Origin of the sequence: Flavobacterium sp. FlaQc-52 (assembly GCF_044007495.1) — a bacterium.
In the GTDB taxonomy this organism is placed as follows: domain Bacteria; phylum Bacteroidota; class Bacteroidia; order Flavobacteriales; family Flavobacteriaceae; genus Flavobacterium; species Flavobacterium cupriresistens.
Genome location: NZ_JBIPCV010000001.1, coordinates 317,972 through 342,568 on the forward strand (window position 1 = coordinate 317,972; position 24,597 = coordinate 342,568).

Here is a 24,597-nt window from a genome sequence, read left to right on the forward strand (position 1 = left end):
ATGTAAAACACACAGCCATGAATATAGACAGAATGGAATTCATTTCCTGGATGGAACGAATCATAGAACGTTTCGATCTTTTGAGCGCGCATATCAGTGAACTTGAAAAAAAACGCGGAAGTGTTGACGGCGAAGAGTTATTGGATAATCAGGATATATTACAGATGCTTAAAATAAGTGGGAGATCACTCCAGCGCTACCGATCAATCGGCAAGCTCCCCTACTATACCATCAGTGGAAAAATATATTATAAGCTATCAGACGTACACCAGTTTATCAGAGAAAGTATTAATGTCCGAATGCCAAAAACATACGCCAAGGAGTGAAAAATAAGGCCAATAGATTCCAGCTTTTAGTGAGCTACTTTTCACCTTTTAATTTCGCACATGAACCTAAAATTTAAAATTATGAGCGAAAAAATTAAAGATGCATTTAACACTTCCGAAGAATTATCGGATATACTGTTGGTATTCGATAAAGAAAAGAAGAAAATCCTGGCGGTAAAAGGCATTGACCAAAATGGCAATCTGAAAACCGTTGACCCTACCCGCAAAAATCAGAACCAGTTCATGCGGGTAGATAAACAAGGAGATTTGTTTTCAAATTTCTTTTCCAATTTTTTCAGCCAGCTGAAGGACCCAACGAATTTTTCGTTCTTCAAAATCCCTGCTCTTCTGGCTGTAGATACTTCAAAAGAGATGCAGAAACAGATTGATCGTCCGACACCTGAAGGTGAACAATTAATGAAACAGCATGAAATTAAACAGAATAATCAAAAAAATGAAATTAATATGGAAACAGCACAAACAAATCCGGAAACAAGTGAATACAAATACAAACCGGAAGAGATCGATTGGGAAACATTAAACCATTTGGGTTTAAGTAAAGAAAAACTTGAAAAAATGAGCCTGCTTGATCCCCTGCTCAAAGGATACAAAACAAATGAGCTTGTACCGGTTAGTCTTAATCTCGGTACTGCAGTTACAAGGATGGATGCCCGTTTGTCGCTTAAACAAAACGACGAAGGACAGGTCGTGTTGGCCATTCATGGCATCCGAAAAGAGCCTAATCTGAATTATCCTTTTTTCGGTCACGAGTTCAGCAAGGAAGATAAAGACAATCTGATGAAAACGGGTAATATGGGACGCGTAGTGGATCTCACCAATCCGAAAAACAATGAGATCATGCCTTCCATTATCAGTATAGACAGGCTGACCAATGAGGTAATCGCACTGCGTACGGATTTCATTAAAATTCCCGATGAAATTAAAGGTGTAAAACTAAGCGAAGAGCAAAAACAAACTTTATTTGAAGGTAAACCGCTAACATTAGAAGGTATGGTTTCAAAGAAAGGTACTGCATTTGATGCATCTGTGCAATTTAATGCGGACAAACGTTTTGTTGAATTTCTCTTTGACAGAAATGATCCTAACAAGCAGAACCAGACGCAGGGAGCACCAAAAAACTTTAGAGATAAAGAACTCGATAATGAACAATACCAAAAACTCAAAGATGGTCACACTGTTTATATCAGCGGCTTAGTGGATAAAAAAGGAAAAGAATACAATGGATATATCACCTACAACAAAGAAACCAATAAAACAGATTTTTCATTTCAAAATACAGATAAAATCAAAGAACAGATAAAACCTTCTGAAGCCCATAAAACGCAGACCGCTGTCAATTCCGAAGGCGAAACTAATGAAGCTACTAAGAACATAAAGGAGCCATTAAAACCAGGTCAGACAAATCCTGATGACAAGAAACAACAGGAACAACAAGAAGAATCTAACTCAACTGCTAAATCAAAAGGGCATAAAATGTAATAAAATATGATAACAATTATTGCAGAAAAGCCTAGTGTAGCAAGGGAAATAGCCGTTATAATCAGTGCCACCGAAAAAAAAGATGGCTACCTGACAGGTAACGGCTATTTTGTTACATGGGCACTGGGCCATCTTGTAGGATTAGGGATGCCCGAAGATTATGGCATCACAGGATTTGACAAAGCATCACTGCCGATACTTCCAAACCCTTTTTTACTGACTGTCAGAAAGGTCAGTAAAAATCAAGGGGATTCTGTAGATACAGGAGCGCTAAAACAACTAAGAATCATTAGAGAGCTCTTTGATAACAGCGATAATATTATTGTCGCCACCGATGCAGGACGTGAGGGCGAACTCATTTTTAGGTACATATACGAATACTTGAAGTGCAATAAACCCTTCAAGCGACTTTGGATAAGCTCCCTTACTGAAAAAGCCATTAAAGTAGGTTTTGATAATCTCAAAGACGGAAAAGAATTTGACGGATTATATCAGGCAGCACAAGCCAGGAGCCGTGCCGACTGGCTAGTGGGTATCAATGCCACACAAGCGCTCTCCATTGCATTAGCAAACGGGGTTTATTCACTCGGAAGAGTGCAGACACCTACATTGGCTTTAATATGCAAACGCTATCTGGAAAACAGGAGTTTCAAAGTAAAAAATTACTGGCAGATACAGTTGTCCCATAACAAAGAAATGATAGATTTTAAAAGTATCTCAAAAATCAAATGGGAAGACAAAAAACTAGCCGCTGATGTGTTGAAAGCCATTGCGCGAAATCAAACGGCAATAATTACATCCCAAGTGACCAAAAGCGTTACAGAGCAACCGCCTTTATTGTTCGACCTTACCGGCCTGCAAAAAGAAGCCAATAAAAAATTAAACCTTTCTGCGGAAGAAACCCTCAACATTTCCCAGAGCCTTTACGAACAGAAGTTTATCACATACCCACGTACCGCAAGCAAATACATTCCTGAAGATATGTGGGCAGAGATTCCCAACCTTGTAAGAGCTTTACAAAGGAGGGAAAATATTAAACAAAACCTATCTCAAATGAAATGGCGCCGTTTTAATAAACATATCGTGAACGATTTGCGTGTCACTGACCATCATGGATTATTAACTACTGATAAAATGCCATCAGCCCTGAATCCAAAGGAAAATGCGATTTATAATATGATTGCCTTTCGATTACTCGAAGCCGTTTCACAACCCTGTATGAAAGAGATAACTGATGTCGACTTACAGGTACTGCATTATGATTTTACATCAAAAGGCTGTAAAATTATAGAATCCGGGTGGCGTTCCATTAGAGGCAGTTTCCTCGATGATGATACAGAACATGTAATGGATTTGCCTGAGCTGAAAAAGGACGATGAACTTAAAATAAAAGAAGCTTCCGTTCTGGAAAAGAAAACCAAACCGCCTGTGCTTTACACTGAAGCAGGCCTTTTGTCAGCTATGGAAAGTGCCGGAAATGATATCGAAAATCAAGGTGAGCGAAAGGTTTTGCAAAATTTAGGTATCGGCACTGTAGCTACAAGAGCATCAATTATCGAAATATTGTTTACCCGTAATTACATAAATAGGGAAAAGAAATCTCTGGTACCAACCGAAAAGGGATTATTGGTATACGAATTGGTCAAAGAAAAAAAAATAGCAGATGTGGCGATGACTGCCCAATGGGAACTTGCATTGGAAAAAATCGAAAACAACGAATCAGATGCAGGAAAATTTCAAAAGCAAACGGAAAATTACGCTGCATCTATTGCCAATGAATTGTTGCAGACCCCAATTGCCAAAAACAACTTGCCTGACCTCATCTGCCCTAAATGTAAAAGCCAACAACTTATCATACGTGACAAAATAGTAAAGTGTACTGAAGAGACTTGCAACTGGATACAGTTCCGCAATGTCTGCGGTGCGCAAATCAGTATAGACAATATTAAAAGTCTTGTCAGCAAGGGTACAACTTCACTCATTAAAGGAATGAAAAGCAGGTCAGGAAAGAAATTCGATGCGTACATCGTACTGAACGATAATGCCGAAACTACCTTTGAATTTGCCAAAAACAAAAGCTTCCCAAGTAATGGAAAATAAACCTACCCTTAGCACTATGGAAATCAGGAATCTGATTTATTCCATACGCGGAAAGCAAGTGATGCTGGATAGCAACCTCGCTTCTTTATACCAGGTGGAAACAAAGAACCTCAACAAAGCCGTAAAAAGGAATATAGAAAGGTTTCCTGAATCCTTTTGTTTTCAATTGAATGAAGAGGATGCTGAAAACTTGAGGTTCCAAATTGGAACCTCAGGTTTGAGTTATGGTGGAAGACGCTATTTACCTTATGTTTTTACCGAACAGGGTGTCGCAATGGCATCTGCCATACTCCGTTCTCACATTGCCGTTAAGGTCAGTGTAGAAATTATGGAAGCCTTTGTAGAAATGCGTAGAATACTTATGAGCAACGCCTCTCTTTTTCAACGATTGGATAAAATTGAATTCAAACAATTAGAAGCGAACCAAAAATTTGAAGAAATTTTTAAGGCTTTGGAAAGCGATAAGCTCCATAGCGAAAAAGGGATTTTCTATAACGGGCAGATTTTTGATGCCTATGCCTTTGTTTCCGATATTATCCGAAATGCCAAAAACTCCATTATCATACTGGATAATTATGTTGATGACACGGTACTAACTTTACTGGGTAAACGCAGCGATGATGTCACCGCAACTATTTATACCAAAAGTATCAGCAATCAGCTGCGGCTGGATGTTCAGCGATACAACAGTCAATATCCACGGATAGAAATCGAACTTTTCCCTGATGCTCACGACCGGTTTTTGATAATTGACGATACAGAACTCTATCACATTGGAGCCTCGCTCAAGGATTTGGGTAAAAAATGGTTTGCCTTTTCGAGAATGGATATTGAAGTTGGCAAAATGCTGCAAATTTTGAACAATTAAATAAATTAACCCTCTGAATAATTTCGAGGGTTTTGCTATATTTTGGACTTACAGAAAAGCCTGGCCCTGGTCAAAACTTTAACTTAGCATCTAATTTACTCGCTCTTCATAGTCCTGTCCTTTTGTATCAAATGCTTTAAATTGGGATCATTCTTTATACGTTCCAATTCGGTTTCTATAACTAATACAATATCCGTTTTTATCTGCCTGTAATTTTCCTCTATTGCCTGTTTCATATTGTCTTTCCCGTTTTTGTCAATAAAAGATAAGATTTCCGGTATCTGTTGATATCCTTTAGTTTCTGAAGTAACTTTTACATTATCCACGACAATTTCAGCATGAAAGATTTTCTGCTCGATGCGTTCATCAAAATTGTCCGATACAGAACCAACAAAAAAACCTTGTGTCAGTGTGGATATTTTGGAAGCCGGTATAAGACTGTCCAATTGAGTTGATATTGAAGTTGATGTATCGTTGCGGTTGATGCTCATGCTCTGCCTTTTCTGCAATACTTTCCCGAATCTTTCCGAAAGGCTTTTTGCAGTTTCTCCGACCACTTGGCCGCTAAAAATATTACCTACGGTGTTCTGAATTACCTTGCTCTCTTTGTCGCCATAATCCCTTGTCAGCTGGGAATAATCCTGAAAGCCCAAACAAACAGCCACCTTATTACTTCTGGCAGTTGCAATAAGGTTATCCAGTCCCCTAAAGTATATAGTGGGCAGCTCGTCTATGATAACCGAACTCTTTAGCTGACCCTTTTTGTTTATAAGTTTAACGATACGTGAATTGTATAATCCCAGCGCAGCAGAATAGATATTTTGGCGGTCAGGATTATTGCCTACGCATAATATCTTAGGTTCTTTGGGATTGTTGATGTCCAATGAAAAATCATCGCCTGTCATAACCCAGTACAGTTGCGGCGAAATCATTCTTGACAGAGGAATTTTTGCAGAGGCTATCTGTCCCTGCAGTTGATCCTGTGCTCCTCCCTGCCACGCGTCCATAAAAGGCGACAGATAGTTTTCCAAATCGGGATATGAGGTTAAAATCGTAAATACGTCTGAGTATTTTTTATTCAAGAGTTCTATCGCGTGTGGGAATGTGCAATATTTACCTTCGCCATAAATTTTCAGGTACCATATGATTGCAGCCAAAAGGATAATCGGGCTTTCGACGAAAAAATCGCCCTGCTTCTGTATCCAGCTACGATTGAGGTTCAGCATTATCGTATAAGCTGCTTCGTAAGCATCCGAGATATCCGTCATGAAATCGGGATTAAGCGGATTGCAACGGTGGCTCTTTCGGGGGTCATCAAAGTTGATTACATAGAATTTTGGTTGTACTTTGTATTTATCGCTGTGCTTCAATAAATGATTATATGCAATGGTAGAAAGGTCATCAAATTTGAAATCGTAGATGTACATTGAGAAACCTTTCTCAATCTGCTGTTTGATATAATTGTTTACGATTGCATATGATTTTCCTGAGCCCGGAGTACCTAAGACAATCGTTGCTCGAAAAGGATTGACTATGTTAATCCACCCATTGTTCCATTTCCCTTTGTAATAAAACTTCGTGGGTAGATTGATAGAATATTCATTTTCCATCAATGTAGTTTCCTGCATAAAACTTTCGTTCTCGTTATTGAAAACATCGTCCATGAGATTGTTACGAAGCAGTCGGCTCATCCAGACTCCGGCAACCATTAAAGCGATATATCCTAAACCAGTTGTAACGATATAAGAAATTGTAGCGGTATTGATTGATAGCTTTAATAAAGCTGTGTTCAGAAAAAACAGAAAAAACCCAATTGCCAAAGCAATATAAATTTTAGTCCAGGTTATCTTCTGGTTCTTAACACCCTTTGAACCCAGGCAGCTTAATGCTAATAACACCAGGGCAAATACTTTGGTATAAAGAGTATGCGAGAACAATCCCACGGTACGCTGAAAATTGCCTAATATTTTGTTGATTACCTCTAGTGTCCAGCCCCGATCTATAAAATAACCGTAGCAAAACCAATAAAGGTGCATCAGTACCAATAGAATACTTACTGACCGCATAAAAGCCATAATTTTGGCTAATCCTCTTAAATCATCTTCTCCCTGCATCTCAAAACATTTAATGTTGTTTCATGAATTTAAATACGATAAGAACTGCTTGTATTAAAGTGGTTGAAAATGGCGGCAAGCGGCAGTGTTTGACTGATTTCTTAAAATTTAAATTTTAAGGTTACGGAAAACCGTAATAACTGATTTTTAAAAGCTCTTAATTTTAGGAAATTTTAAATTAATAAATTATGGTAGAATTTGATGAAAATGACTTAGTCAATCGTGATTATATAAACACGACCACCAATGGTGACAATCCCAATTACACGGCTATTCGTGACAGAGAACGTGTAAATAAAAAAGAACGCTATGAAGTCGTCTATTTTTGCGATGCTTTTGTAAAGAACTATCAGGTTCCGAAAACAAAAGCAAGCTTTCAAAAGGTCGAGAGAATAATAAGGCTATCTCAAGCCAGCAGCATTGTAATGAGAGACCAGCTAAATAATTTTGTGGCTCAAAACTGGAATTTACTCTAGCCTTTTTAACTAAGCTATCCGATAAAACCGTCGGCTTTTCGGATAGCTTTGATTCTATCCTTATCTGCCTTCCCTCTTTTTTCTTCTCTTCTTCATTCTATTAGCAAAATCTTGTTCCTGATAATCTTCTCCATTGGCTTCTGGCAATAAGGTACCAAATGCATCAATTAAATCGCCTTCTTGCTTTTGCGCAATATTAAGGAAGTCGAACAAATGATAAGGTTCATCTGGCGGAAGATCTGCATTATTTGCTGGGGATATTTTCGATTGCAATTTAACCGAATCTTTAATTTCAGGTGTGATATTTTTGTTCCAATAATCATTAAATGTGTTGGCAGATAGTTCTTTTCCCAATCTGGAGCCGTTCCACACTGTTTTAGAATTATGGTCTATAAAGGTAATTCCGTAAATACGTCCTTTGTCATTTCTACGTGCCACCACATTAATTCCTTGCTCCACTAACTGTTTTTTAAAAGCCTCCTCATCACTTGTTAATTGCAGGGCAATGGTAACGGCAGCTTTAATGGTTGGCTTTGCCGGGTGGTTTTTTAAAGTTTCTTTGTATTTTGCATAATTCAATTCCAGAGCCGGCAGTCCAGCATTCTTTCCAAATAAAGAAGCCTTGAAAGGATGTCCGGCTCTTTCGCCTTTTTCATTTAAAGGAATATATAGTAAACCCTCCTGCATTTTTCCCTTCAGCTCGCCCTGCACTTTTTCGGTGGTAATATTAAAAAGAGAAAGCAAGGCATTGAATTCTCCTAAAGTTTGGAATTGATAATAGTTAGCCAGGTGACGAACTACGGAAGCTATCTGACTTTTAACATCACCTTCCTTATAATCTACGGGACGGAAAACCTTGTCTATCTGTTTATGCTCTTTATCTGTTGCAGGTATCAATCCATATTTCCTTTCAAGTTCACGGCAGACGTTCATAGAGCGCATTTTCTCATAGCTATCCGAAATCTTTTTACCCTGTTCATCAACGCACACCGATACAATATGAATATGGCTACGGTCAATATCAGTATGTTTGAACACCACATAAGGCTGCTGTCCATAACCCATTTCCTGCATATACGCATCTGCCATTTCCCTGTACCTGTCGTTACTTACTTTGTCTTTAGGATCGGGATTAAGCGAGATATGCAACGTATGTTTCTCTGTATTACAGTTGGCAATGAGATAAGGAGTAAAAGATTGGGCTAATTGTGCAACGGAATAATTACCGCTAGCGGTTTCAATAATCTTATTACCAAACAATATTTCCCCTTTTTCATTCTCAACTTTGAGCTGGTTGTAGGCTAAAGCTCCGTATAAATTTGCGCTTCTCCCGATTTTTGCTATCATTTCTAAGGCTGTTTTTTCAGATATTTTGCGTCAAATTCTTCAGTTATCTGTATGATTTTTTGGCATAGTGCCGCCATTTCAGCCGTGTGTTTTTCCAATTTATAGAGAAAAGCCGCCGCCTTTTTCTCGGAAAAATGACGGTACAATAGCTTTACAATCTGGTTATAATTCACCCCTACGGAGCGGAATTGACTATGAAACGAAGTCAACCGCATATAAAAATCAACTGTTCCTTTATCAATTTTAATCGATTTCATCTCCTTGCTGAACAGCATCGAGGTGATAAATTTTGCTTTATTAGGAATTCCCGATGTTTCAAAAAGCGATAAAAGTTTGGCATTTTCCGTATCCGTCAGACGAAATACATGGCGGTGGATGCTCGGGTCGCTTTTGGGCTTGCGTCCACCCTTGTGTTTTTTGTTGTTATTGTTCTCCTTCATTATTTATCCATAATTAAATTTTTTATAAAAACCTGACTTCGGAAGGTTTTTTCAGCCCCCGGCAAGGCAAGTTGTTTTGAGGCACTAACTCGGTTTCGAGTGCCTCAAAACACAACTTGCCGTGTTCTGGTGAACACAAAAATCCGCCCTTCGGGACGGATTAAATGTAACAGGGAAAACGGCTCGAGGCCGTTCTTCTATTCTCCGTTTTTTTAGTAGTCCTTGCATAAATCCTTTATTAAAAATTCATTTTACAAAGTAAATTCCTGTTTACAAAAGGATTGTAGTATGAAGAAGTACCAAACACTTCCTTTAAGCGACAAGCAATGCCACATCCATAGAGTGCAAGGAAAATGATTAGTCCTTTGTGTTTGAATGTTGGCAGGAGGACAATCAGCCCGTACTTCAGGACAAGTGTATTGGGCCCATTCCAGATTGCATATTATCTGGTATTCATGATTGCTAGAGTGCAAGATCACAACAATGCGGAAATGTCGGAAAGCGTGACAGCATGCCGTGAGACTATCCTGAATTCCTGATGGAGTGGTTGAAAGAATATAAGTAAGATGGAATTCCCGCCTGACTAGATACAGGAATGAATGCAGTGATGCTGTACTTTAAAAAACTAGGCGATCAGAAATGCCGGCCGGCATCCCTGATAGCTACCCGGTCCTAAATAGTAAGCTTGAAATCAGTGTAGCCTCCAAAACTGATTTGCTAGGATATATAAACTTTAAATTATCAAATATGAACACAAAAAAGAAACCTCTGTTTATCGCCTTTTCTTCTCAAAAAGGCGGTGTTGGCAAAAGTACATTTACAACCCTTCTAGCAAGTGTGCTGCACTATCGCTTGGGCTACAACGTAGCCGTATTTGATGCGGATTTTCCGCAGCACAGCCTTGTGAAAATGAAGACAAGGGATTTGGCAATGGTAATGGAAAACGAAGCTTTGAAAAAGCTGGCGTATAGACAGTTTACTACCATCAACAAAAAAGCCTATCCCATTATGCCGTACAAAGCAGACAGCGTACTGGAAGCAGCTAAAGAGTTTGTAAATGATTCTCTCACGCCTGTTGATGTTGTATTCTTTGACCTGCCCGGAACCGTTAACACGCCCGGTATCCTGAAAGCATTGGCAGGAATGCACCACATTTTTAGCCCGATCACAGCTGACCGTGTGGTAATGGAAAGTACACTGATCTTCACACAGCTTTTGCAGGATGTGATTATGAAAAAAGGGGAAACTTCCATCGAAACTATTAACCTGTTCTGGAACCAGGTTGACGGCAGGGAAAGCACGCCTTTGTATGAAGTGTATAACCAACTTATTGAACAATTAGGTTTAAGCCTTATGCAAAGCCAAATCAAGAACAGCACACGTTTTCGCAAAGAAAGTGAAGTGGACAGTAAAACCGTTTTCCGTTCCACCATATTGCCTCCAGATGAACGCTTGATGAAAGCGTGTCAATTAGACCTGTTCATACACGAATTTTTAAAAATTACACAATTGTAGATTTATGGAAAAGGAAAATAAGAGAAAAACCCCGCCGGACATTAATGAAGAACTGATGATGGACCTGATGGTTGACGGCGTTAAAAAAGAAGGGATACAGTTTCCGCCTGAACCAATCGAAGAGAAGGAAAAGGAAGATGTAAAACAGGAAGAGTTACTGCCGATTAAACCTGCACAAAGGGAAAAGAACCGAACAAAGAAAGGTCTTGACGGAAGTTATGGCGGCCACTTTTTGAAAACCCACTCAATGACCAAGCGTGGAGATAAGAGTATTTATATCCGTCAGGAATATCACGAGCGTTTGTCCCGAATTGTACAGGTAATAGGGAAAGATCAGATACCGCTGTATGCCTATCTCGACAATATTCTCGAACATCATTTTGAAATATTTGAGATAGCAATTACTGAAGATTTTAATGATAAGTTTAAACCCATTTTTTAATATTATGATTATGAAAAATTTATTTAAGAAAACCAAGCTGCCTGTACAAACTGGGCAATACAAAAACAATTTTTTACAACCAACAGAATTTATAGCTAGAAACGGCAAGTCGGTATATATCAGTGAGGATTTTCACAGGAAGATATCACGTATTGTTTTTATCCTCGGCGATGGAAAAATCACAATCTCAGATTACATGTACAATGTGCTGAAGCAGCATTTTCAGGATTTTGGAGAGGATATAAAGACGCTGCATATTGAAAAACAAAAACCAATTCTTTGATTATGGAAACAGTTATTGTGATATGCCTGCTAATAGTCATAGTCGTTCTTATGCAGGACAAGATCGTCATTCAAAATAGGCTAAGGCAACAGCAGCCAAAAAAGGAAAAAGTTAACCCAAACCTGCCGGATATTATGGGTCAGCCCAAGCCTGTAAGAAGCCTTTCAGTCCCAAACAATGCCAATGAAAGCCAAATCGAGGAAACAGAGGTGGATCCCGATAATTTTGACATTGAATACGACGAAAATGAAAACGTAAGTGTTCAAATTCCGCAGGAAGAGCTGGATGAAGTTTTCAGTAATATGCCTGATTTTGAACAGGAAGAAGAAGAATGGAACAGGTACGGAATATCCGGCACAGATGACGGTTTTGCCCAAGGGGTTACCTTCGAGGAACTAAGCTCCGTGCAGATGCTGCTTCAAAAAGATAAATTGGAGCCCTCTCAACAGGAAACAGCGATAGCGTTAGTTCAGAAAATACATGGAACCGAATTATTCAGCCTGCTGGAAAATTCCATAGAAAGTGCCTCCCGAAAAATAGCTGAGCTGTTGGACGGGAGCCTTTCTTCTGAAAAGCATTCCGGCTCTTCCTATCTGCGGAAAATTGATTTGAATGAATTTGATATTGGGGAGTATGTCTGAAAGGGCATACTCCCCTTTCTCATTTAATAAACACCGTATAATTCTGCATGAAAATTTATACGTCAAACTTAAAATGTTTGACGTTTTTTATGCTCAAACATTAAGAATAACGCCACAGCTAGTCAACTAATTCCACAGACAGCCACTTTACGGCAGGAACTCGATTTTCATCACACTTTTGTTGCCAGAGCCCGCATAATGCGGAAGTACAGTAACAATCTAAAGTGTTTCATTATGAAAAAACAAAGAAAAAAATTCCTGCCGGCAGTAATCATAATGCTGTCATCCTTAAAGTTATCGGCGCAGGGAAACGGAACAGCAGGCATCACGGAAGCCACCCAAATGGTTACGTCCTATTTTGATCCCGCCACACAACTCATCTACGCCATTGGAGCTGTAGTCGGTCTGATCGGCGGGGTTAAGGTGTACAATAAATTCAGCAGCGGAGATCCCGACACCTCAAAAACCGCGGCGAGCTGGTTCGGCGCCTGTATCTTCCTTATTGTCGCGGCTACCATACTTCGCTCCTTCTTCCTTTAACCTTCCCTATGAATACTTACAACATCAACAAAGGCATAGGAAGAACAGTCGAGTTCAGGGGACTCAAGGCACAGTACCTGTTCATTTTCGCAGGAGGGCTGCTTGGAATACTTATCCTGGTCATGATTTTATATATGGCCGGGACGAGTTCCTATATCTGTCTTTTTCTGGGCGCAGGCGGCAGCTCGCTAATTGTCTGGCAGACCTTCTCGCTGAACAGAAAGTACGGGGAACACGGACTTATGAAAATCGGGGCAAAAAAAAGACATCCACGCTACATCATCTGCCGCAAGCCAGTACGACGCTATTTACAGTCAATTCCTAAATCCAGTGACGTATGAGAAATACAGCCAAGAGCACTACATTGGAAAGCAGATTTCCGCTGCTGGCAGTGGAAAATAACTGCATACTTTCAAAGGATGCGGATATTACCGCCTGCTTTGAAGTCCGTCTGCCTGAACTCTTCACAGTGGCTTCGGCCGAATATGAAGCAATTCATTCTGCCTGGCATAAGGCTATTAAGACCCTACCCGATTTTACGATTGTCCATAAACAGGATTGGTACATCAGGGAGAACTACGATCCTGAAATGGACAAGGATGTGCAGAGTTTTCTGGCCAGGTCTTATCAGCGGCACTTTAATGAGCGCCCGTTTCTGAACCATTACTGTTATCTGTTTCTTACCAAGACCACCAAAGAGCGCATGCGGATGCAGAGCAATTTCTCCTCACTGTGCAAAGGTGTACTGATACCAAAAGAAATCAGGGATAAAGAAACAGTTCACCGTTTTATGGAAGCAGTCGGGCAGTTTGAGCGCATTATAAACGACTGCGGATTTATCAAGATCAGCCGCATGAGCGAAGAAGACATTATCGGATCCGAAGGAAGGCAGGGACTGCTGGAACAATACCTGACCCTGTCAAGAGAAACCGGAACCTCACTGCAGGATATTGCGCTCGGCAGCGAAGAGGTACGTGTGGGTAACAAAAGGCTGTGCCTACATACCCTTTCTGACACCGACGACATGCCCTCATCGGTATCAGCTGATACGCGATATGAAAAACTCTCCACAGACCGCAGCGACTGCCGTTTATCTTTTGCAGCTCCTGTGGGGCTAATGCTGAACTGCAATCACATTTACAACCAGTACCTGTTTTTGGACAACAGTGAGGAGAACCTGCAGAAGTTTGAAAAATCCGCCCGAAACATGCACTCGCTCGCTCGCTACAGCCGCGCCAACCAGATCAACAAAGAGTGGATTGAACGCTATCTGAATGAGGCGCATTCCTTTGGACTATCGTCAATCCGAGCGCACTTCAATATCATGGCATGGTCGGACGACCCGTCCGAACTCAAGCAGTTAAAGAACGACTGCGGGAGCGCACTGGCCCTTATGGAATGCAAGCCAAGGCACAATACTACTGATACGGCGGCGCTGTACTGGGCGGGTATGCCCGGCAATGCAGGAGATTTTCCAAGCGAGGAAAGCTTTTACACCTTCATTGAACCGGCATTGTGCTTCTTCACAGAAGAAACCAATTACCATGATTCCCCATCGCCATTTGGCATCAAGATGGCAGACAGGCTGACGGGAAAACCTATCCATCTGGACATTTCCGACTTGCCGATGAAACGCGGTATCATTACCAACCGCAACAAGTTCATACTCGGTCCCTCGGGAAGTGGCAAGTCTTTTTTTACCAATCATATGGTGAGGCAGTATTATGAACAAGGCGCCCATGTCCTGCTGGTAGATACCGGTAACTCCTATCAGGGATTGTGCGGGCTGATCAATGGAAAAACCAAAGGCGAAGACGGGGTGTATTTTACTTATACCGAGGACAATCCCATTGCCTTTAACCCTTTCTATACCGATGACGGGGTTTTCGATATTGAAAAAAGAGAAAGTATTAAGACGCTCATACTGACATTATGGAAACGTGATGACGAGCCTCCCACCCGCTCCGAGGAAGTGGCACTGTCCAATGCCGTAAGCGGCTATATCGAAAAAATCAAGCGCGATGACGCCTTTCCGTCTTTCAATGGCTTTTACAAGTATGTTCAGGGAGATTACCGAAGCGTGCTGATAGAAAAACAGGTAAGGGAAAAAGACTTTGACATTGCCAATTTTCTTAATGTACTGGAGCCATATTACAAAGGAGGCGAGTATGATTACCTGCTGAATTCCGACAAGCAGCTGGATCTGCTTTCCAAGCGTTTTATCGTCTTTGAGATTGATGCGATCAAGGAGCATAAAATCCTCTTTCCAATCGTCACAATCATCATTATGGAAGTGTTCATCAACAAGATGCGAAGGCTTAAGGGCATCCGAAAACTTATCCTGATTGAAGAGGCCTGGAAAGCTATTGCAAAGGAAGGTATGGCAAATTATATAAAGTATTTATTTAAGACTGTCCGGAAGTTCTTTGGCGAGGCCATTGTGGTGACCCAAGAAGTTGATGACATTATCCAGTCTCCTATTGTTAAGGAAAGCATCATCAATAATTCGGACTGCAAGATACTTCTGGATCAGCGCAAATACATGAACAAGTTTGATGAAATACAGGCAATGCTCGGGCTGACAGACAAAGAAAAAGCGCAGGTATTATCCATTAATATGAACAACGATGCATCACGTCTTTACAAAGAAGTATGGATCGGGCTTGGAGGGACGAATTCGGCTGTCTATGCCACAGAAGTGTCCGCTGAGGAATATCTCGCGTACACGACAGAAGAAACAGAAAAAATGGAGGTGATGCAGCTTGCCGCTGAACTTGGCGGCAATGTAGAACTTGCCATCAAGCAGATCGCCAGTAGGCACCGCGAAAAGAAAAATCAATAATCAATAAACAATAATCAATAACAATTAAAAAATCGATAACAATGAAAAAAATACTATTTATGGTGTCTGCGGCAATTATGCTTGCCTCGGCGCCATCAGCAAAAGCCCAGTTTGTGGTTACCGATCCGGCCAATCTTGCCTCGGGGATTCTCAACAGCGCCAACGAGATCATACAGACTTCCTCTACAGTCAGCAATGTGGTCAAAAATTTCAAAGAAGTCGAAAAGGTATACAAGCAGGGCAAAGAATATTACGATAAGCTACAGGCGATTAACAATCTGGTAAAGGACGCCCGCAAGGTTCAGCAGACCGTCCTTTTGGTGGGTGATGTATCGGAAATGTATGTGCAAAATTTCGGAAGGATGCTTAATGATCCAAACTTTTCGGCAAGAGAACTCACCGCCATTGCCAAGGGATATTCGGCGCTGCTGGGAGAGAGTACCGAGCTTTTGAAAGAACTCAAACAGATTGTCACCTCCTCGAGCCTGTCACTCAGTGATAAGGAACGAATGGAAATTATCGACCGTGTATACAAAGAGGTAAAACAATACCACAGCCTGGTGCGCTACTACACCAATAAGAATATATCGGTGAGTATCCTGCGAGCTAAAAAGCAGAACAGCACCAAAAGGGTTCTTGAGCTTTACGGCACCCCAAACCAAAAATACTGGTAATATGGAATTCAATAATCTTCATGAGGTCCTTCGCTCGCTGTATGATGAGATGCTGCCACTGTCCGCCGATATGGCGGCGGTGGCCAAAGGACTAGCAGGACTTGGGGCGCTGTTTTTTGTGGCCTTGAAAGTCTGGCAGGCACTCAGCCGCGCTGAACCTATTGATGTCTACCCGCTTCTGCGCCCTTTTGCACTGGGTTTCTGCATCATGTTTTTCCCGACGATCGTACTGGGCACAATCAATGCCGTATTAAGCCCGATAGTTCAGGGAACACATAGCATTCTGGAAGATCAGGTATTGGACCTGAACAATCTGCAGAAAAAAAAAGACCTACTGGAGCATGAAGCGATGATCCGCAATCCCGAAACCGCCTATATGGTATCGGATGCGGAGTTCGACAAGAAACTGGACGAGCTGGGCTGGTCGCCTTCGGACATCGGGACTATGGCCGGAATGTATATGGACAGGCAGACCTATCAGATAGAAAAAATAATAAAAGAGTGGTTTCGCAACCTGCTCGAAATACTATTTCAGGCTGCAGCGCTGGTGATCGACACCATACGCACTTTCTTTCTTATAGTGCTGTCCATCCTGGGGCCTATCGCATTTGCCATATCAGTCTGGGACGGATTCCAGTCAACTCTTACGCAGTGGATTACACGGTATGTCAGCGTTTATCTCTGGCTTCCCGTAGCAGACCTGTTCAGCTCGATGCTGGCCAGGATCCAGTCCCTGATTATTGCAAGGGACATAGAAATGCTTGCCGATCCCACTTTCATTCCCGACACCTCAAACACCGTATACATCATTTTTATGATTATCGGCATAGTGGGATATTTTACCATTCCAACTGTGACAGGCTGGATTATCCAGGCAGGCGGCGCAGGGAATTTTTCACGCAACATCCACCAGACTGCCATGAAATCCGGAAATATAGCAGGCGCAGGCGCTGGTTCGGCCGCAGGCAACATTGCCGGAAGGCTTGTCAATAAGTAATCAATAAACATTCATTAAAATGGAATTTAAAACACTCAGAAATATAGAAAACAGTTTTCATCAGATCAGGCTGTATGCCATTGTATTTGCCGTGCTCTGTGCATTAGTGACCGGATACGCGCTTTGGAAATCGTATGGTTTCGCCGAGCAGCAACGCCAGAAAATTTATGTGTTGGACAATGGCAAATCGCTCATGCTCGCACTTGCTCAGGACGCCTCGATCAACCGTCCTGTGGAAGCCCGAGAGCACGTAAGGCGTTTTCACGAGCTGTTCTTTACCCTGGCGCCCGACAAAAATGCCATTGAAAGCAATATGAAAAGGGCATTTAGCCTTGCCGATAAAAGTGCCTTTAACTACTACAAGGATCTTTTGGAAAAAGGTTATTACAACCGGATCATATCGGGCAATGTACAGCAGCGTATCGAAATGGACAGCGTGGCCTGCAATTTCGATACTTACCCTTATGTGGTGCGGAGCTATGCAAGGCAAATTATCATACGCTCGAGTAATGTAACCAGACGCAGCCTGGTTACATCCTGCCTTCTGGTAAACTCGGTGCGCTCGGACAATAATCCGCAAGGCTTTAATATTGAAAAGTTTGCGGTGGTTGAAAACAGGGATATAGAAGTCATCGAACGCTAAAAAAATCTTATGGAAGCATTATTAGATTTAGACACATTTGCGAGAATCCTGACTGAAAAAGGATTTAACGGCTATTTCCATACGCAGGGTGCGCATGCCGGAAAGTTAAAAGACAGCATCAGCGAATACCTTGAAAACTGCAAAAATGGAAAAGACAGTTTGCCTAAAGAGGACTTGCTGCTGACAGGCTACCTGCAATGGTCAGGTGAAGACAAGCCCAGTGTACGATGCATTATGCTGGTAAAATACCTGAACGGTAAATTTTCTCTCAACAGAATGCAGATGGCAAGGAAGGACCAATTTGGACAGCTGCAGAAAAAAACAGAACTGACAAACCTGTCTGTTATATCCGCGCCCAACGCTTCGCAGGCAGTCGCCTTGGTCATTGATGAACAGCACCAAAAAACAGATAAATGTCCAAAGCGTTTTAAGCTTTGAGAACAAAAATAACAAGGTTATGAATAAATTAAGAGCAAATATAAACCAATGGCTGGAAGGGCTTGACAGGAACTGGGAAGCAATGCCAATAAAAAGGCAACATCAGGTAATACTGTACTTTTTTGCAGCATACGTGCTGCTGACCGCAGTTGTCATTTTCAACGTATGCCGCGATACGGCATACGCGAGAAACAATATGGCTGTAGAACATATCGAAAACCCTGTCTCCGCAGTGAAAGAAAGTCCGGCGTCTCTACAGGACTCCCTGAAGCCAATTAAAAAAAAAATAGGATTATGAAAGAAAATAAAAAAAAGGTCAGCCTTCTCTCAGAAGGGACTGTTCAGAGCAGTACCTCGTTTCTGCCTAATAAAAAAAAGACAACTGTCGAGCGTATTAAAAAACCGCTAATTTTCACACTGATGGGAATTGTATGTATCGGCTGTATGTATTTGATCTTTAAGCCGTCGAAGGATAAAAAGCAGATCGAAAACATTGGTCTGAATGACAGCGTGCCACAGGCAAGCGGATCTGTACTGCAGGCAGACAAACAGAAAGCGTATGAGCAGGAAATACTCGAAGATAAAGAAGAGCAAAAAAAGAACGCTTTAACCACGCTGTCCGATTACTGGAATGAGGATAACGCTGAACAGAAACAATCACTGCCCGATGACGCGGAAGAAACTAACAATCCGGCGCTGAACACGTACCGTACTGCCCAAAGCACGCTGGGTTCTTTCTATCAGCAGGACAACGGAGAAACCAAGGAACTGCGCAGGCAGCTCGAGGAACTGAAACAGGAACTCGCGCAAAAGGAAATTCCCAAAGCGGCCACGGTTGATGACCAGCTGGCACTTATGGAAAAATCCTATCAGATGGCCGCTAAATACCTTCCCTCAGGCTCCGGTTCTGTCGAGCCTGCAGGCAAAAACACTACAGTAGCAAAGGCGGAATCAGAAGAAAAGAATTTTTCCGCACTGGTCCCTTCAAAAAAAAGCAGGGTATCCTCGCTGTATCAACGTCCGTCAGACAGCACTTTTATGGCATAATGGAACACGGGCAGAGGGTTTAATTCTGCAGGTTCAATGAAAGAAACGCTTCCGCCAAAAAACAGCATCAGGGCCTGCGTGCACCAAACACAAACTATTATTGGCGAGGCAGGTGTTTCCCTTCGTCTTGTAGAACCTGCAAGGATTTCAGGTCGTATCATAGCAACGGGCACAATAGTGACCGCAAACGCCAAGATTCAGGCAGGCCGCCTTCAGTTGAAAGTCACTTCCATCGAACTTGAGGGATTCATTATTCCGGTGGACATTACTATTTATGACCTTGACGGCCAGCAGGGAGTGCCAGTTCCCTATTCTGCCGAAAGAAGTGCCCTAAGTGAAATGGCGGGCAACATGAGCCAACAGTCCGGCACGAGCCTTATGATGACACAGTCTGCAGGACAGCAGGTGGCCGCTGACCTGAGCCGCGGGGTGGTTCAGGGCATCTCGGGCTATTTCGCCAAAAAAGTGAGGACGCCTAAGGTGACCCTAAAAGCAGGACATCAGGTGTATCTGGTTTCCAAAAAATAACAGCAATCTAAAATAAATTAATTATGAAAAATCAATTTAAACTATTTTGGGCAACAGCCCTTTTAATAACATATTCATTAGCCTCATCTGCGCAGGAAAACGAAGCCACTAGCCTTGATTTAGGAACGATACCGCCGTACCATATGCAGGTTACTTATGACAAAACTTCCCATCTTATTTTCCCGTCCGCTATCCGATACGTGGATCTTGGAAGTGAATACCTGATTGCCTCAAAAGCCGAGGATGCTGAAAACGTGCTTCGCATCAAGGCATCGGTAAAAACTTTTGAAGAGGAAACCAACTTTTCGGTGATTACCGATGACGGTTGTTTTTACAATTTTAACGTGCAGTACAGCGCCAACCCGCCTACCCTCAGCTATGATCTTATGGCGATGCAGAAGAACTTCGACAAAGTCAGTGCAAGCGATGTTCTTTTTGAGGAGCTTGGAAAAACACCGCCCTCACTGGCAGGTTTGATCCTGGAAACTATTTACAAAAACAACAAGCGAATCGTAAAGCACATTGCATCGGAGAGTTTCGGCATTCAGTTCAGCTTAAAGGGTATCTATATCCACAACGGCAAGTATTATTTCCATACGCAGCTTGAAAACCAAACCAATGTACCTTTCAGCATTGACTTTATGAGTTTCAAGGTGATAGATAAAAAAACAGCCAGACGAACTGCCTCGCAGCAAAGGCAGATTGTGCCGCTCCGCATTTACAAAACCCTTGATGAGATTCCCGGAGAAGCTACAGACCAGAATGTATTTCTCTTGGACCAATTTACAATAGCGGATGACAAACTGCTGCTAATTGAGATTTTTGAGAAAAACGGAGGCAGACACCAGACACTCAAGATTAAAAATTCAGATCTGGTAAAAGCCAAGGTGATAAACAGTATGCACCTTAAATTTTAATAACTATTAAAAAATTAGAAATTAAAAAGTATTACAGCCCGAAGCATTGCTTTGGGCTGTTTTGTTTCCTGAGCTTAAGCCTTTCCTGCAAATACATTGCATAACTCAATCAACGTTAGTATCTTAGCATTGAACTGCAAGAGCCAAAACCTATTTTGGCAATAAGGACTTAACTTGTATTGTTATGCATAATGTTATTGACCGCACCAACAGGTTTTATATCGAAATGTCCAAGCAGGTACTTTCTGAAAAGGAATATGATTTACTTCAGAAACTACTCATTGAAAAGATGCCCCTGACCAAGGCGGCAGAACAATACGGGGTTACATCCGAATATGTGGAGGAGCTTTACGAGAGAACCTTAAGTAAAGTAAAAGCAGCAACCGAACTGATGTGTGAAATCGAACATTACCAGAAAAAACTTCAGGCATTAAAGCGCGAATTAAATCCAAATCCCAGCCCTGCTCAGATCAGAAAAGAAAAAAAGGAAAAAGATCGGCAGAAACTGCTTTACGACAGCCAATTTCCTTTCAGCAGAAGAATGTACAGCATGTTCGGTGTTTTAGATGTGAGAACCTTTGGAGATCTGGCCAATATTCCGCTAAAGGATTTCCAGCATTTCAGGGGATTTAAAATAAAGTGCAAAGAAGAACTCATAGCCTTTATCGAGTTTGAAAACATAGCGTATCTTTTCAAAGGCTTTTCCCGCTGGAAAAAAGCGCCGATTATACAATTAAAATAAAAGCCATAAAAAAAGGCGGTCTTCTTTTGCTTCTTTTCTTTGGCCGCCCTCGGAAAGAAAAGAAGCCCGCCCAAAAACAGCAAAAGGGATGATAAGCATCCCTTAAAAAAAACGCAGCGGGTTTGGTAAAATAGCGGGCACTGCATTTTGGCAAATGCGCTCCACCGTTTTAAACGCAAAAAGATGCTCCGCCCGAGAGGAAGGAGTGTCTTTTTGCCGCGCGATTTCGCGCTTATTCAACTGAAATGGGCTGTGACCGGAAATCTTTTAAATTCAGGAAAAATCCCCTGTTTGCTGTCATGCCCTCACGAAACAAATTCCACAATAGCGAGCATCCCATCTGCGCCAAAGCAGAATTAATAAACAAATCCTGTTTCTCTAGTGCCTCGGCAAGTGAACAGCTCGGCGTGTCGTCCTTCGTTTCAGATTCCTGTAAAAGCTCCCCAAATTCCTCTGTCACAAAAGGCAGGTGCTCCACAGTTTCAAATTTTTCGGACTTGGGCTGTGGGATTTCCCCAATAGTGGACAGGATGACCTGCCCAGTATACTGGCTGTTGCCAAAATCCATCCAGTATTTCGGGTCGTCCCTGTGATGCCTTTCGTTGCTGTATTTTAATATTTCGGCAATATCAAAACGGGAGCGTACGCTGTCAGTGCACGTGATATAAATAGATGCCTTTGCATTACTCGGCAGTTTTCCAAAATTATCCCTTTCAAATTTTACGGTTTCCGCTTTCCAGTTTGTACCCGTAAAACGATTCGCTCTGTTGATAAGTGCCACGGATTTGTACAATCCTACCTCGCTTGGTGCAAAACGCTGTCTGCCAAGGTTGGCATTTGTGATAATATCATCATCCCACAGGCGCACAGAGAGCCCTGCATGCCCGAGCGCTGTAAGGCTATGGTTCATTTCCATTAGGGCGGTCAATACCTTTGAGCCTGTACCGCCTGCCCCTATCAGGTTAACAGCAATGGGATTGGTGGGGCTAATCAGATACGGGTCTGTAAAATGCATTTTGATTTTCTCGGTATTCATGACAATAGATTTTTAAGTATTTTGTTATTCTTTTTCAATACTGTTATGGGAAAAGGCCTGCCTGTTGCGGTAAGATCTTTCCACAGGCTGACGCAATTGCCCTTTACAGGGCTGTTCTCTCCCATTAGATGACTGAAATAGCTGTTGAAAAAATAGTCCTCCCACGCCCATGTAAATTCCTCCACCGATGCAGATTTTTTAATATTGATACTGACTGAACCCATACATACCCTGCCGTCCTCATAAATGTTAAAAAATGGTGCATAGTACAGCGGTGTTTTTTCCGTAGGTCTGCTGTTACTTAAAACGGCAAATACCCGCAGGCTGTTTTTGCTCGCCTGCCAGACCATGGGAGGCACAAACCCCTGACCGCTCGGAATCCCTAGACCCTCTATAAAATAAAGCGGTCTTTTTTGTGATTTGGTGTACCATATCACAGCGCCTTTGTCCCTGCTTGGATTGATATGCAGTATATTTGTTGGCAGAATCCCGACGGGTTTTAAAAAAGCAGACTGCTTCTGCTTTTCAGTCGTAAGGGCTTTTGCGAGCACTCCTGCTTCACGCTCAGTAAGTGGGTGCGGATTAATAGGCGTACCGTTTTTATCCATATCGAAATGCTCTACATACATATCTTTATCTAAACCTTTACTTTCATAGAAAACAAGGGCGGATTTCGGGTGGTAAAGCGTCCCGAAATCCTCTGTTCTATCCATTGCATTATTCATTTTCGTTCTGTTTATAGTTATACAGTAAAGTGCACATATCGTCCAAAAGGTTAAACAGACGGCTTTCAAAATCAAGGCTGTTCTCCGTCAATTCACTACCATCAAAGCATTTTAAAATCGTCGGTTCGTCCATTGCACCGTACTCGTTAAACTCGTTGTTGATGCTCTCCTCTATGCTTTCATACAGCCATCCTTTGGTATCGGAAATAAAGGAAATGTACTTTTCCATACCGATACTCTCGTTTTCCGTTTCTTCGTCTTGCTCCTCGTCACGTGTTGGTGCATTTCGAAAAATGCTCTCGTTGGGATAATTGGTGTATATGGCAAAAGCTTTTTTGCCTATATCCAAACACTGCTTATCAAAGGCATCACTGCTTTTAAAACCTTTTAAACGATGTTCAAACACGGCTAAATTTATGGGGTTGAAAATCTTCTTTTCGATACAGTCCCCAATAAGTTCTGCCTTATCGAACTCCCGCACATATATCTCGTTTTCCTCCCTGTCCTCATCCTGTTCTGTCCATTCCCTGTGCATTTCATAGAGCCAGTACAGATAACTGCCCTGCTGTCTGAAATACGGTACATCGGCACTATGATAAAGATACGAGCAGACCGATAAAAGCAGGTGAGCATTCTGTTTGTGCTTCGGTTTTCTGAACATTTGATAAATCGGTTCTATGGGGATATAATACAGCGTTGTGCCTGTGCTGTATTTTTCCTCGCTTAGCAGATACGTTCTGTGGCTATCCTGCAATAACCGCAGTTCGGAAAAGTTCCCCACACTTTTTTTCAGTTTCTCTTCCAAATCCCATAGAGCCAATGCCATATTATAGGGATATTCAAAATAACGGGTCGGCATCGGCACAATATGGTAATGCTCAGCTAGACTGTCAAGAGAGCTATAAAAATCATTTTCCATTTTGGAAATATCCTGACAAGCCTGTAGCGTTTTATTCTCTTGCAGTCTGGGCAGAAAAGAAATCTTTAGAAAACCATCGGTAGCATCCCCGAAGGCACTGACCTTGGTTTGTCTTTCTGTACCTCGCCTGCATCTTTTGGTCTCTGCATCCAATGCATAAACCCTGTGAGCTGTGCGTGAAGCTGTTTTTGTCTTTTTCGCTCGGGCAGTTGCACTGTTCCCGATATGATTGTCTGTTGCATAATTCATGGCTTTAAATTTTGGTTAGCCTTTTGTTCCCATTACCGTTTCAAATCGGTACTCGACCGCATCGTCCCTGATGGCAGGGGCTGATATTTTGGCGGTGGTCAGTATCGGATAGGTCGGGGCATAAAAATTAAGTACCGCTTCGGTGCTCCATCTTGGCTCGGGGTCGGAAAGCCTGATTTCCTGCCCTTTGTCTTTGAGTATAAAAACCCGCTGTAATTGTGTTGCTACTAACATGATTTTCGTATTTT

Annotated in this window: 26 protein-coding genes and 1 pseudogene; 20 read left to right on the plus strand and 7 right to left on the minus strand. The window is 41.9% G+C overall.

All coding sequences use genetic code 11. The annotated features are described in order from the left end of the window. Nucleotides 1–17 precede the first annotated feature (17 nt). From ACHRV5_RS01365 to ACHRV5_RS01380, 4 genes are all read left to right on the plus strand, one after another. Complete coding sequence (locus tag ACHRV5_RS01365; protein ID WP_281233665.1) at nucleotides 18–326, plus strand: helix-turn-helix domain-containing protein; 309 nt, start codon at nucleotides 18–20, stop codon at nucleotides 324–326. Between the two features lie 81 nt (nucleotides 327–407). Beyond that, nucleotides 408–1,826, plus strand: coding sequence for a DUF3945 domain-containing protein (locus ACHRV5_RS01370; protein WP_395425474.1), 1,419 nt, complete (start codon nucleotides 408–410; stop codon nucleotides 1,824–1,826). A gap of 6 nt (nucleotides 1,827–1,832) precedes the next feature. Then, nucleotides 1,833–3,926, plus strand: a complete 2,094-nt coding sequence (locus ACHRV5_RS01375) for a DNA topoisomerase (protein WP_395425475.1) — start codon at nucleotides 1,833–1,835, stop codon at nucleotides 3,924–3,926. Beyond that, nucleotides 3,916–4,794: an ORF6N domain-containing protein gene (locus ACHRV5_RS01380; RefSeq protein ID WP_395425476.1), complete on the plus strand. Its 879-nt coding sequence runs from the start codon at nucleotides 3,916–3,918 to the stop codon at nucleotides 4,792–4,794. The genes ACHRV5_RS01375 and ACHRV5_RS01380 overlap by 11 nt, the downstream gene beginning before the upstream one ends. A 95-nt stretch (nucleotides 4,795–4,889) precedes the next feature. Here ACHRV5_RS01380 and mobC read toward each other — a convergent pair whose 3' ends face one another. Continuing rightward, nucleotides 4,890–6,908: a conjugal transfer protein MobC gene (gene mobC / locus ACHRV5_RS01385; protein WP_395425477.1), complete on the minus strand. Its 2,019-nt coding sequence runs from the start codon at nucleotides 6,906–6,908 to the stop codon at nucleotides 4,890–4,892. A 188-nt stretch (nucleotides 6,909–7,096) separates the two neighbouring features. Between mobC and ACHRV5_RS01390 the strand changes: the two genes are divergently transcribed. Continuing rightward, on the plus strand, nucleotides 7,097–7,384 hold the full coding sequence (locus ACHRV5_RS01390; protein ID WP_395425478.1) for a hypothetical protein: 288 nt from the start codon (nucleotides 7,097–7,099) through the stop codon (nucleotides 7,382–7,384). Between the two features lie 60 nt (nucleotides 7,385–7,444). Here ACHRV5_RS01390 and mobB read toward each other — a convergent pair whose 3' ends face one another. Both mobB and mobA read right to left on the minus strand, forming a co-directional pair. After that, nucleotides 7,445–8,731 carry a conjugal transfer protein MobB gene (gene mobB, locus ACHRV5_RS01395; protein ID WP_395425479.1) on the minus strand — a complete coding sequence of 429 codons (1,287 nt, stop codon included), beginning with the start codon at nucleotides 8,729–8,731 and terminating at the stop codon, nucleotides 7,445–7,447. Between the two features lie 2 nt (nucleotides 8,732–8,733). Then, the gene (mobA, locus tag ACHRV5_RS01400; RefSeq protein ID WP_395425480.1) at nucleotides 8,734–9,171 is read right to left on the minus strand and encodes a conjugal transfer protein MobA; all 438 of its coding nucleotides are present in this window, start codon (nucleotides 9,169–9,171) and stop codon (nucleotides 8,734–8,736) included. A 747-nt stretch (nucleotides 9,172–9,918) separates the two neighbouring features. Between mobA and ACHRV5_RS01405 the strand changes: the two genes are divergently transcribed. From ACHRV5_RS01405 to ACHRV5_RS01475, 15 genes and pseudogenes are all read left to right on the plus strand, one after another. After that, complete coding sequence (locus ACHRV5_RS01405) at nucleotides 9,919–10,686, plus strand: ParA family protein (RefSeq protein WP_121321465.1); 768 nt, start codon at nucleotides 9,919–9,921, stop codon at nucleotides 10,684–10,686. Between the two features lie 4 nt (nucleotides 10,687–10,690). Then, nucleotides 10,691–11,128 carry a DUF3408 domain-containing protein gene (locus ACHRV5_RS01410; protein WP_395425481.1) on the plus strand — a complete coding sequence of 146 codons (438 nt, stop codon included), beginning with the start codon at nucleotides 10,691–10,693 and terminating at the stop codon, nucleotides 11,126–11,128. A gap of 10 nt (nucleotides 11,129–11,138) precedes the next feature. Continuing rightward, the gene (locus tag ACHRV5_RS01415; RefSeq protein ID WP_395340429.1) at nucleotides 11,139–11,411 is read left to right on the plus strand and encodes a DUF3408 domain-containing protein; all 273 of its coding nucleotides are present in this window, start codon (nucleotides 11,139–11,141) and stop codon (nucleotides 11,409–11,411) included. A 2-nt stretch (nucleotides 11,412–11,413) separates the two neighbouring features. Beyond that, nucleotides 11,414–12,052 carry a conjugal transfer protein TraD gene (locus ACHRV5_RS01420; RefSeq protein ID WP_395425482.1) on the plus strand — a complete coding sequence of 213 codons (639 nt, stop codon included), beginning with the start codon at nucleotides 11,414–11,416 and terminating at the stop codon, nucleotides 12,050–12,052. A gap of 234 nt (nucleotides 12,053–12,286) precedes the next feature. Next, nucleotides 12,287–12,592: a DUF4134 domain-containing protein gene (locus tag ACHRV5_RS01425; protein WP_071637840.1), complete on the plus strand. Its 306-nt coding sequence runs from the start codon at nucleotides 12,287–12,289 to the stop codon at nucleotides 12,590–12,592. A gap of 8 nt (nucleotides 12,593–12,600) precedes the next feature. Continuing rightward, on the plus strand, nucleotides 12,601–12,933 hold the full coding sequence (locus ACHRV5_RS01430; RefSeq protein ID WP_318800609.1) for a DUF4133 domain-containing protein: 333 nt from the start codon (nucleotides 12,601–12,603) through the stop codon (nucleotides 12,931–12,933). Continuing rightward, the gene (locus tag ACHRV5_RS01435) at nucleotides 12,930–15,434 is read left to right on the plus strand and encodes a TraG family conjugative transposon ATPase (RefSeq protein WP_395425483.1); all 2,505 of its coding nucleotides are present in this window, start codon (nucleotides 12,930–12,932) and stop codon (nucleotides 15,432–15,434) included. The genes ACHRV5_RS01430 and ACHRV5_RS01435 overlap by 4 nt, the downstream gene beginning before the upstream one ends. A 41-nt stretch (nucleotides 15,435–15,475) precedes the next feature. Beyond that, a complete protein-coding gene (locus ACHRV5_RS01440; RefSeq protein WP_395425484.1) occupies nucleotides 15,476–16,108 on the plus strand; it encodes a DUF4141 domain-containing protein in 633 nt (210 codons plus the stop codon). Nucleotide 16,109: 1 nt separating this feature from the next. Beyond that, the gene (gene traJ / locus ACHRV5_RS01445) at nucleotides 16,110–17,105 is read left to right on the plus strand and encodes a conjugative transposon protein TraJ (RefSeq protein WP_395425485.1); all 996 of its coding nucleotides are present in this window, start codon (nucleotides 16,110–16,112) and stop codon (nucleotides 17,103–17,105) included. Between the two features lie 19 nt (nucleotides 17,106–17,124). After that, complete coding sequence (traK, locus tag ACHRV5_RS01450; protein WP_395425486.1) at nucleotides 17,125–17,748, plus strand: conjugative transposon protein TraK; 624 nt, start codon at nucleotides 17,125–17,127, stop codon at nucleotides 17,746–17,748. A gap of 9 nt (nucleotides 17,749–17,757) precedes the next feature. Then, nucleotides 17,758–18,186, plus strand: coding sequence for a hypothetical protein (locus ACHRV5_RS01455; protein WP_395425487.1), 429 nt, complete (start codon nucleotides 17,758–17,760; stop codon nucleotides 18,184–18,186). Nucleotides 18,187–18,205: 19 nt separating this feature from the next. Beyond that, entirely contained in the window at nucleotides 18,206–18,484 is a 279-nt protein-coding gene (locus tag ACHRV5_RS01460; RefSeq protein ID WP_395425488.1) for a nitrogen regulatory IIA protein, read from the plus strand. Then, nucleotides 18,481–19,761, plus strand: a pseudogene (gene traM, locus ACHRV5_RS01465) (conjugative transposon protein TraM). The gene ACHRV5_RS01460 and the pseudogene traM overlap by 4 nt, the downstream one beginning before the upstream one ends. Before the next feature lie 23 nt (nucleotides 19,762–19,784). Then, complete coding sequence (gene traN, locus ACHRV5_RS01470; protein WP_395425489.1) at nucleotides 19,785–20,678, plus strand: conjugative transposon protein TraN; 894 nt, start codon at nucleotides 19,785–19,787, stop codon at nucleotides 20,676–20,678. Between the two features lie 184 nt (nucleotides 20,679–20,862). Next, nucleotides 20,863–21,420 (plus strand): hypothetical protein, encoded by a 558-nt coding sequence (locus tag ACHRV5_RS01475; RefSeq protein ID WP_395425490.1) that lies wholly within the window; start codon nucleotides 20,863–20,865, stop codon nucleotides 21,418–21,420. A gap of 232 nt (nucleotides 21,421–21,652) precedes the next feature. Here the strand turns inward: ACHRV5_RS01475 and ACHRV5_RS01480 are convergent, their stop codons facing one another. Genes ACHRV5_RS01480 through ACHRV5_RS01495 form a run of 4 tightly spaced genes read right to left on the minus strand, consistent with a single transcriptional unit; the run spans nucleotide 21,653 to nucleotide 24,583 of the window. Then, nucleotides 21,653–22,456, minus strand: coding sequence for a PRTRC system ThiF family protein (locus tag ACHRV5_RS01480; protein ID WP_395425491.1), 804 nt, complete (start codon nucleotides 22,454–22,456; stop codon nucleotides 21,653–21,655). Beyond that, nucleotides 22,453–23,181, minus strand: a complete 729-nt coding sequence (locus ACHRV5_RS01485) for a PRTRC system protein B (RefSeq protein WP_395425492.1) — start codon at nucleotides 23,179–23,181, stop codon at nucleotides 22,453–22,455. Before ACHRV5_RS01485 ends, ACHRV5_RS01480 begins: the two co-directional genes overlap by 4 nt. Beyond that, nucleotides 23,174–24,349: a hypothetical protein gene (locus tag ACHRV5_RS01490; protein ID WP_395425493.1), complete on the minus strand. Its 1,176-nt coding sequence runs from the start codon at nucleotides 24,347–24,349 to the stop codon at nucleotides 23,174–23,176. Before ACHRV5_RS01490 ends, ACHRV5_RS01485 begins: the two co-directional genes overlap by 8 nt. 15 nt (nucleotides 24,350–24,364) lie before the next feature. Then, nucleotides 24,365–24,583 carry a PRTRC system protein C gene (locus ACHRV5_RS01495; RefSeq protein ID WP_395425494.1) on the minus strand — a complete coding sequence of 73 codons (219 nt, stop codon included), beginning with the start codon at nucleotides 24,581–24,583 and terminating at the stop codon, nucleotides 24,365–24,367. Nucleotides 24,584–24,597: the final 14 nt, after the last annotated feature.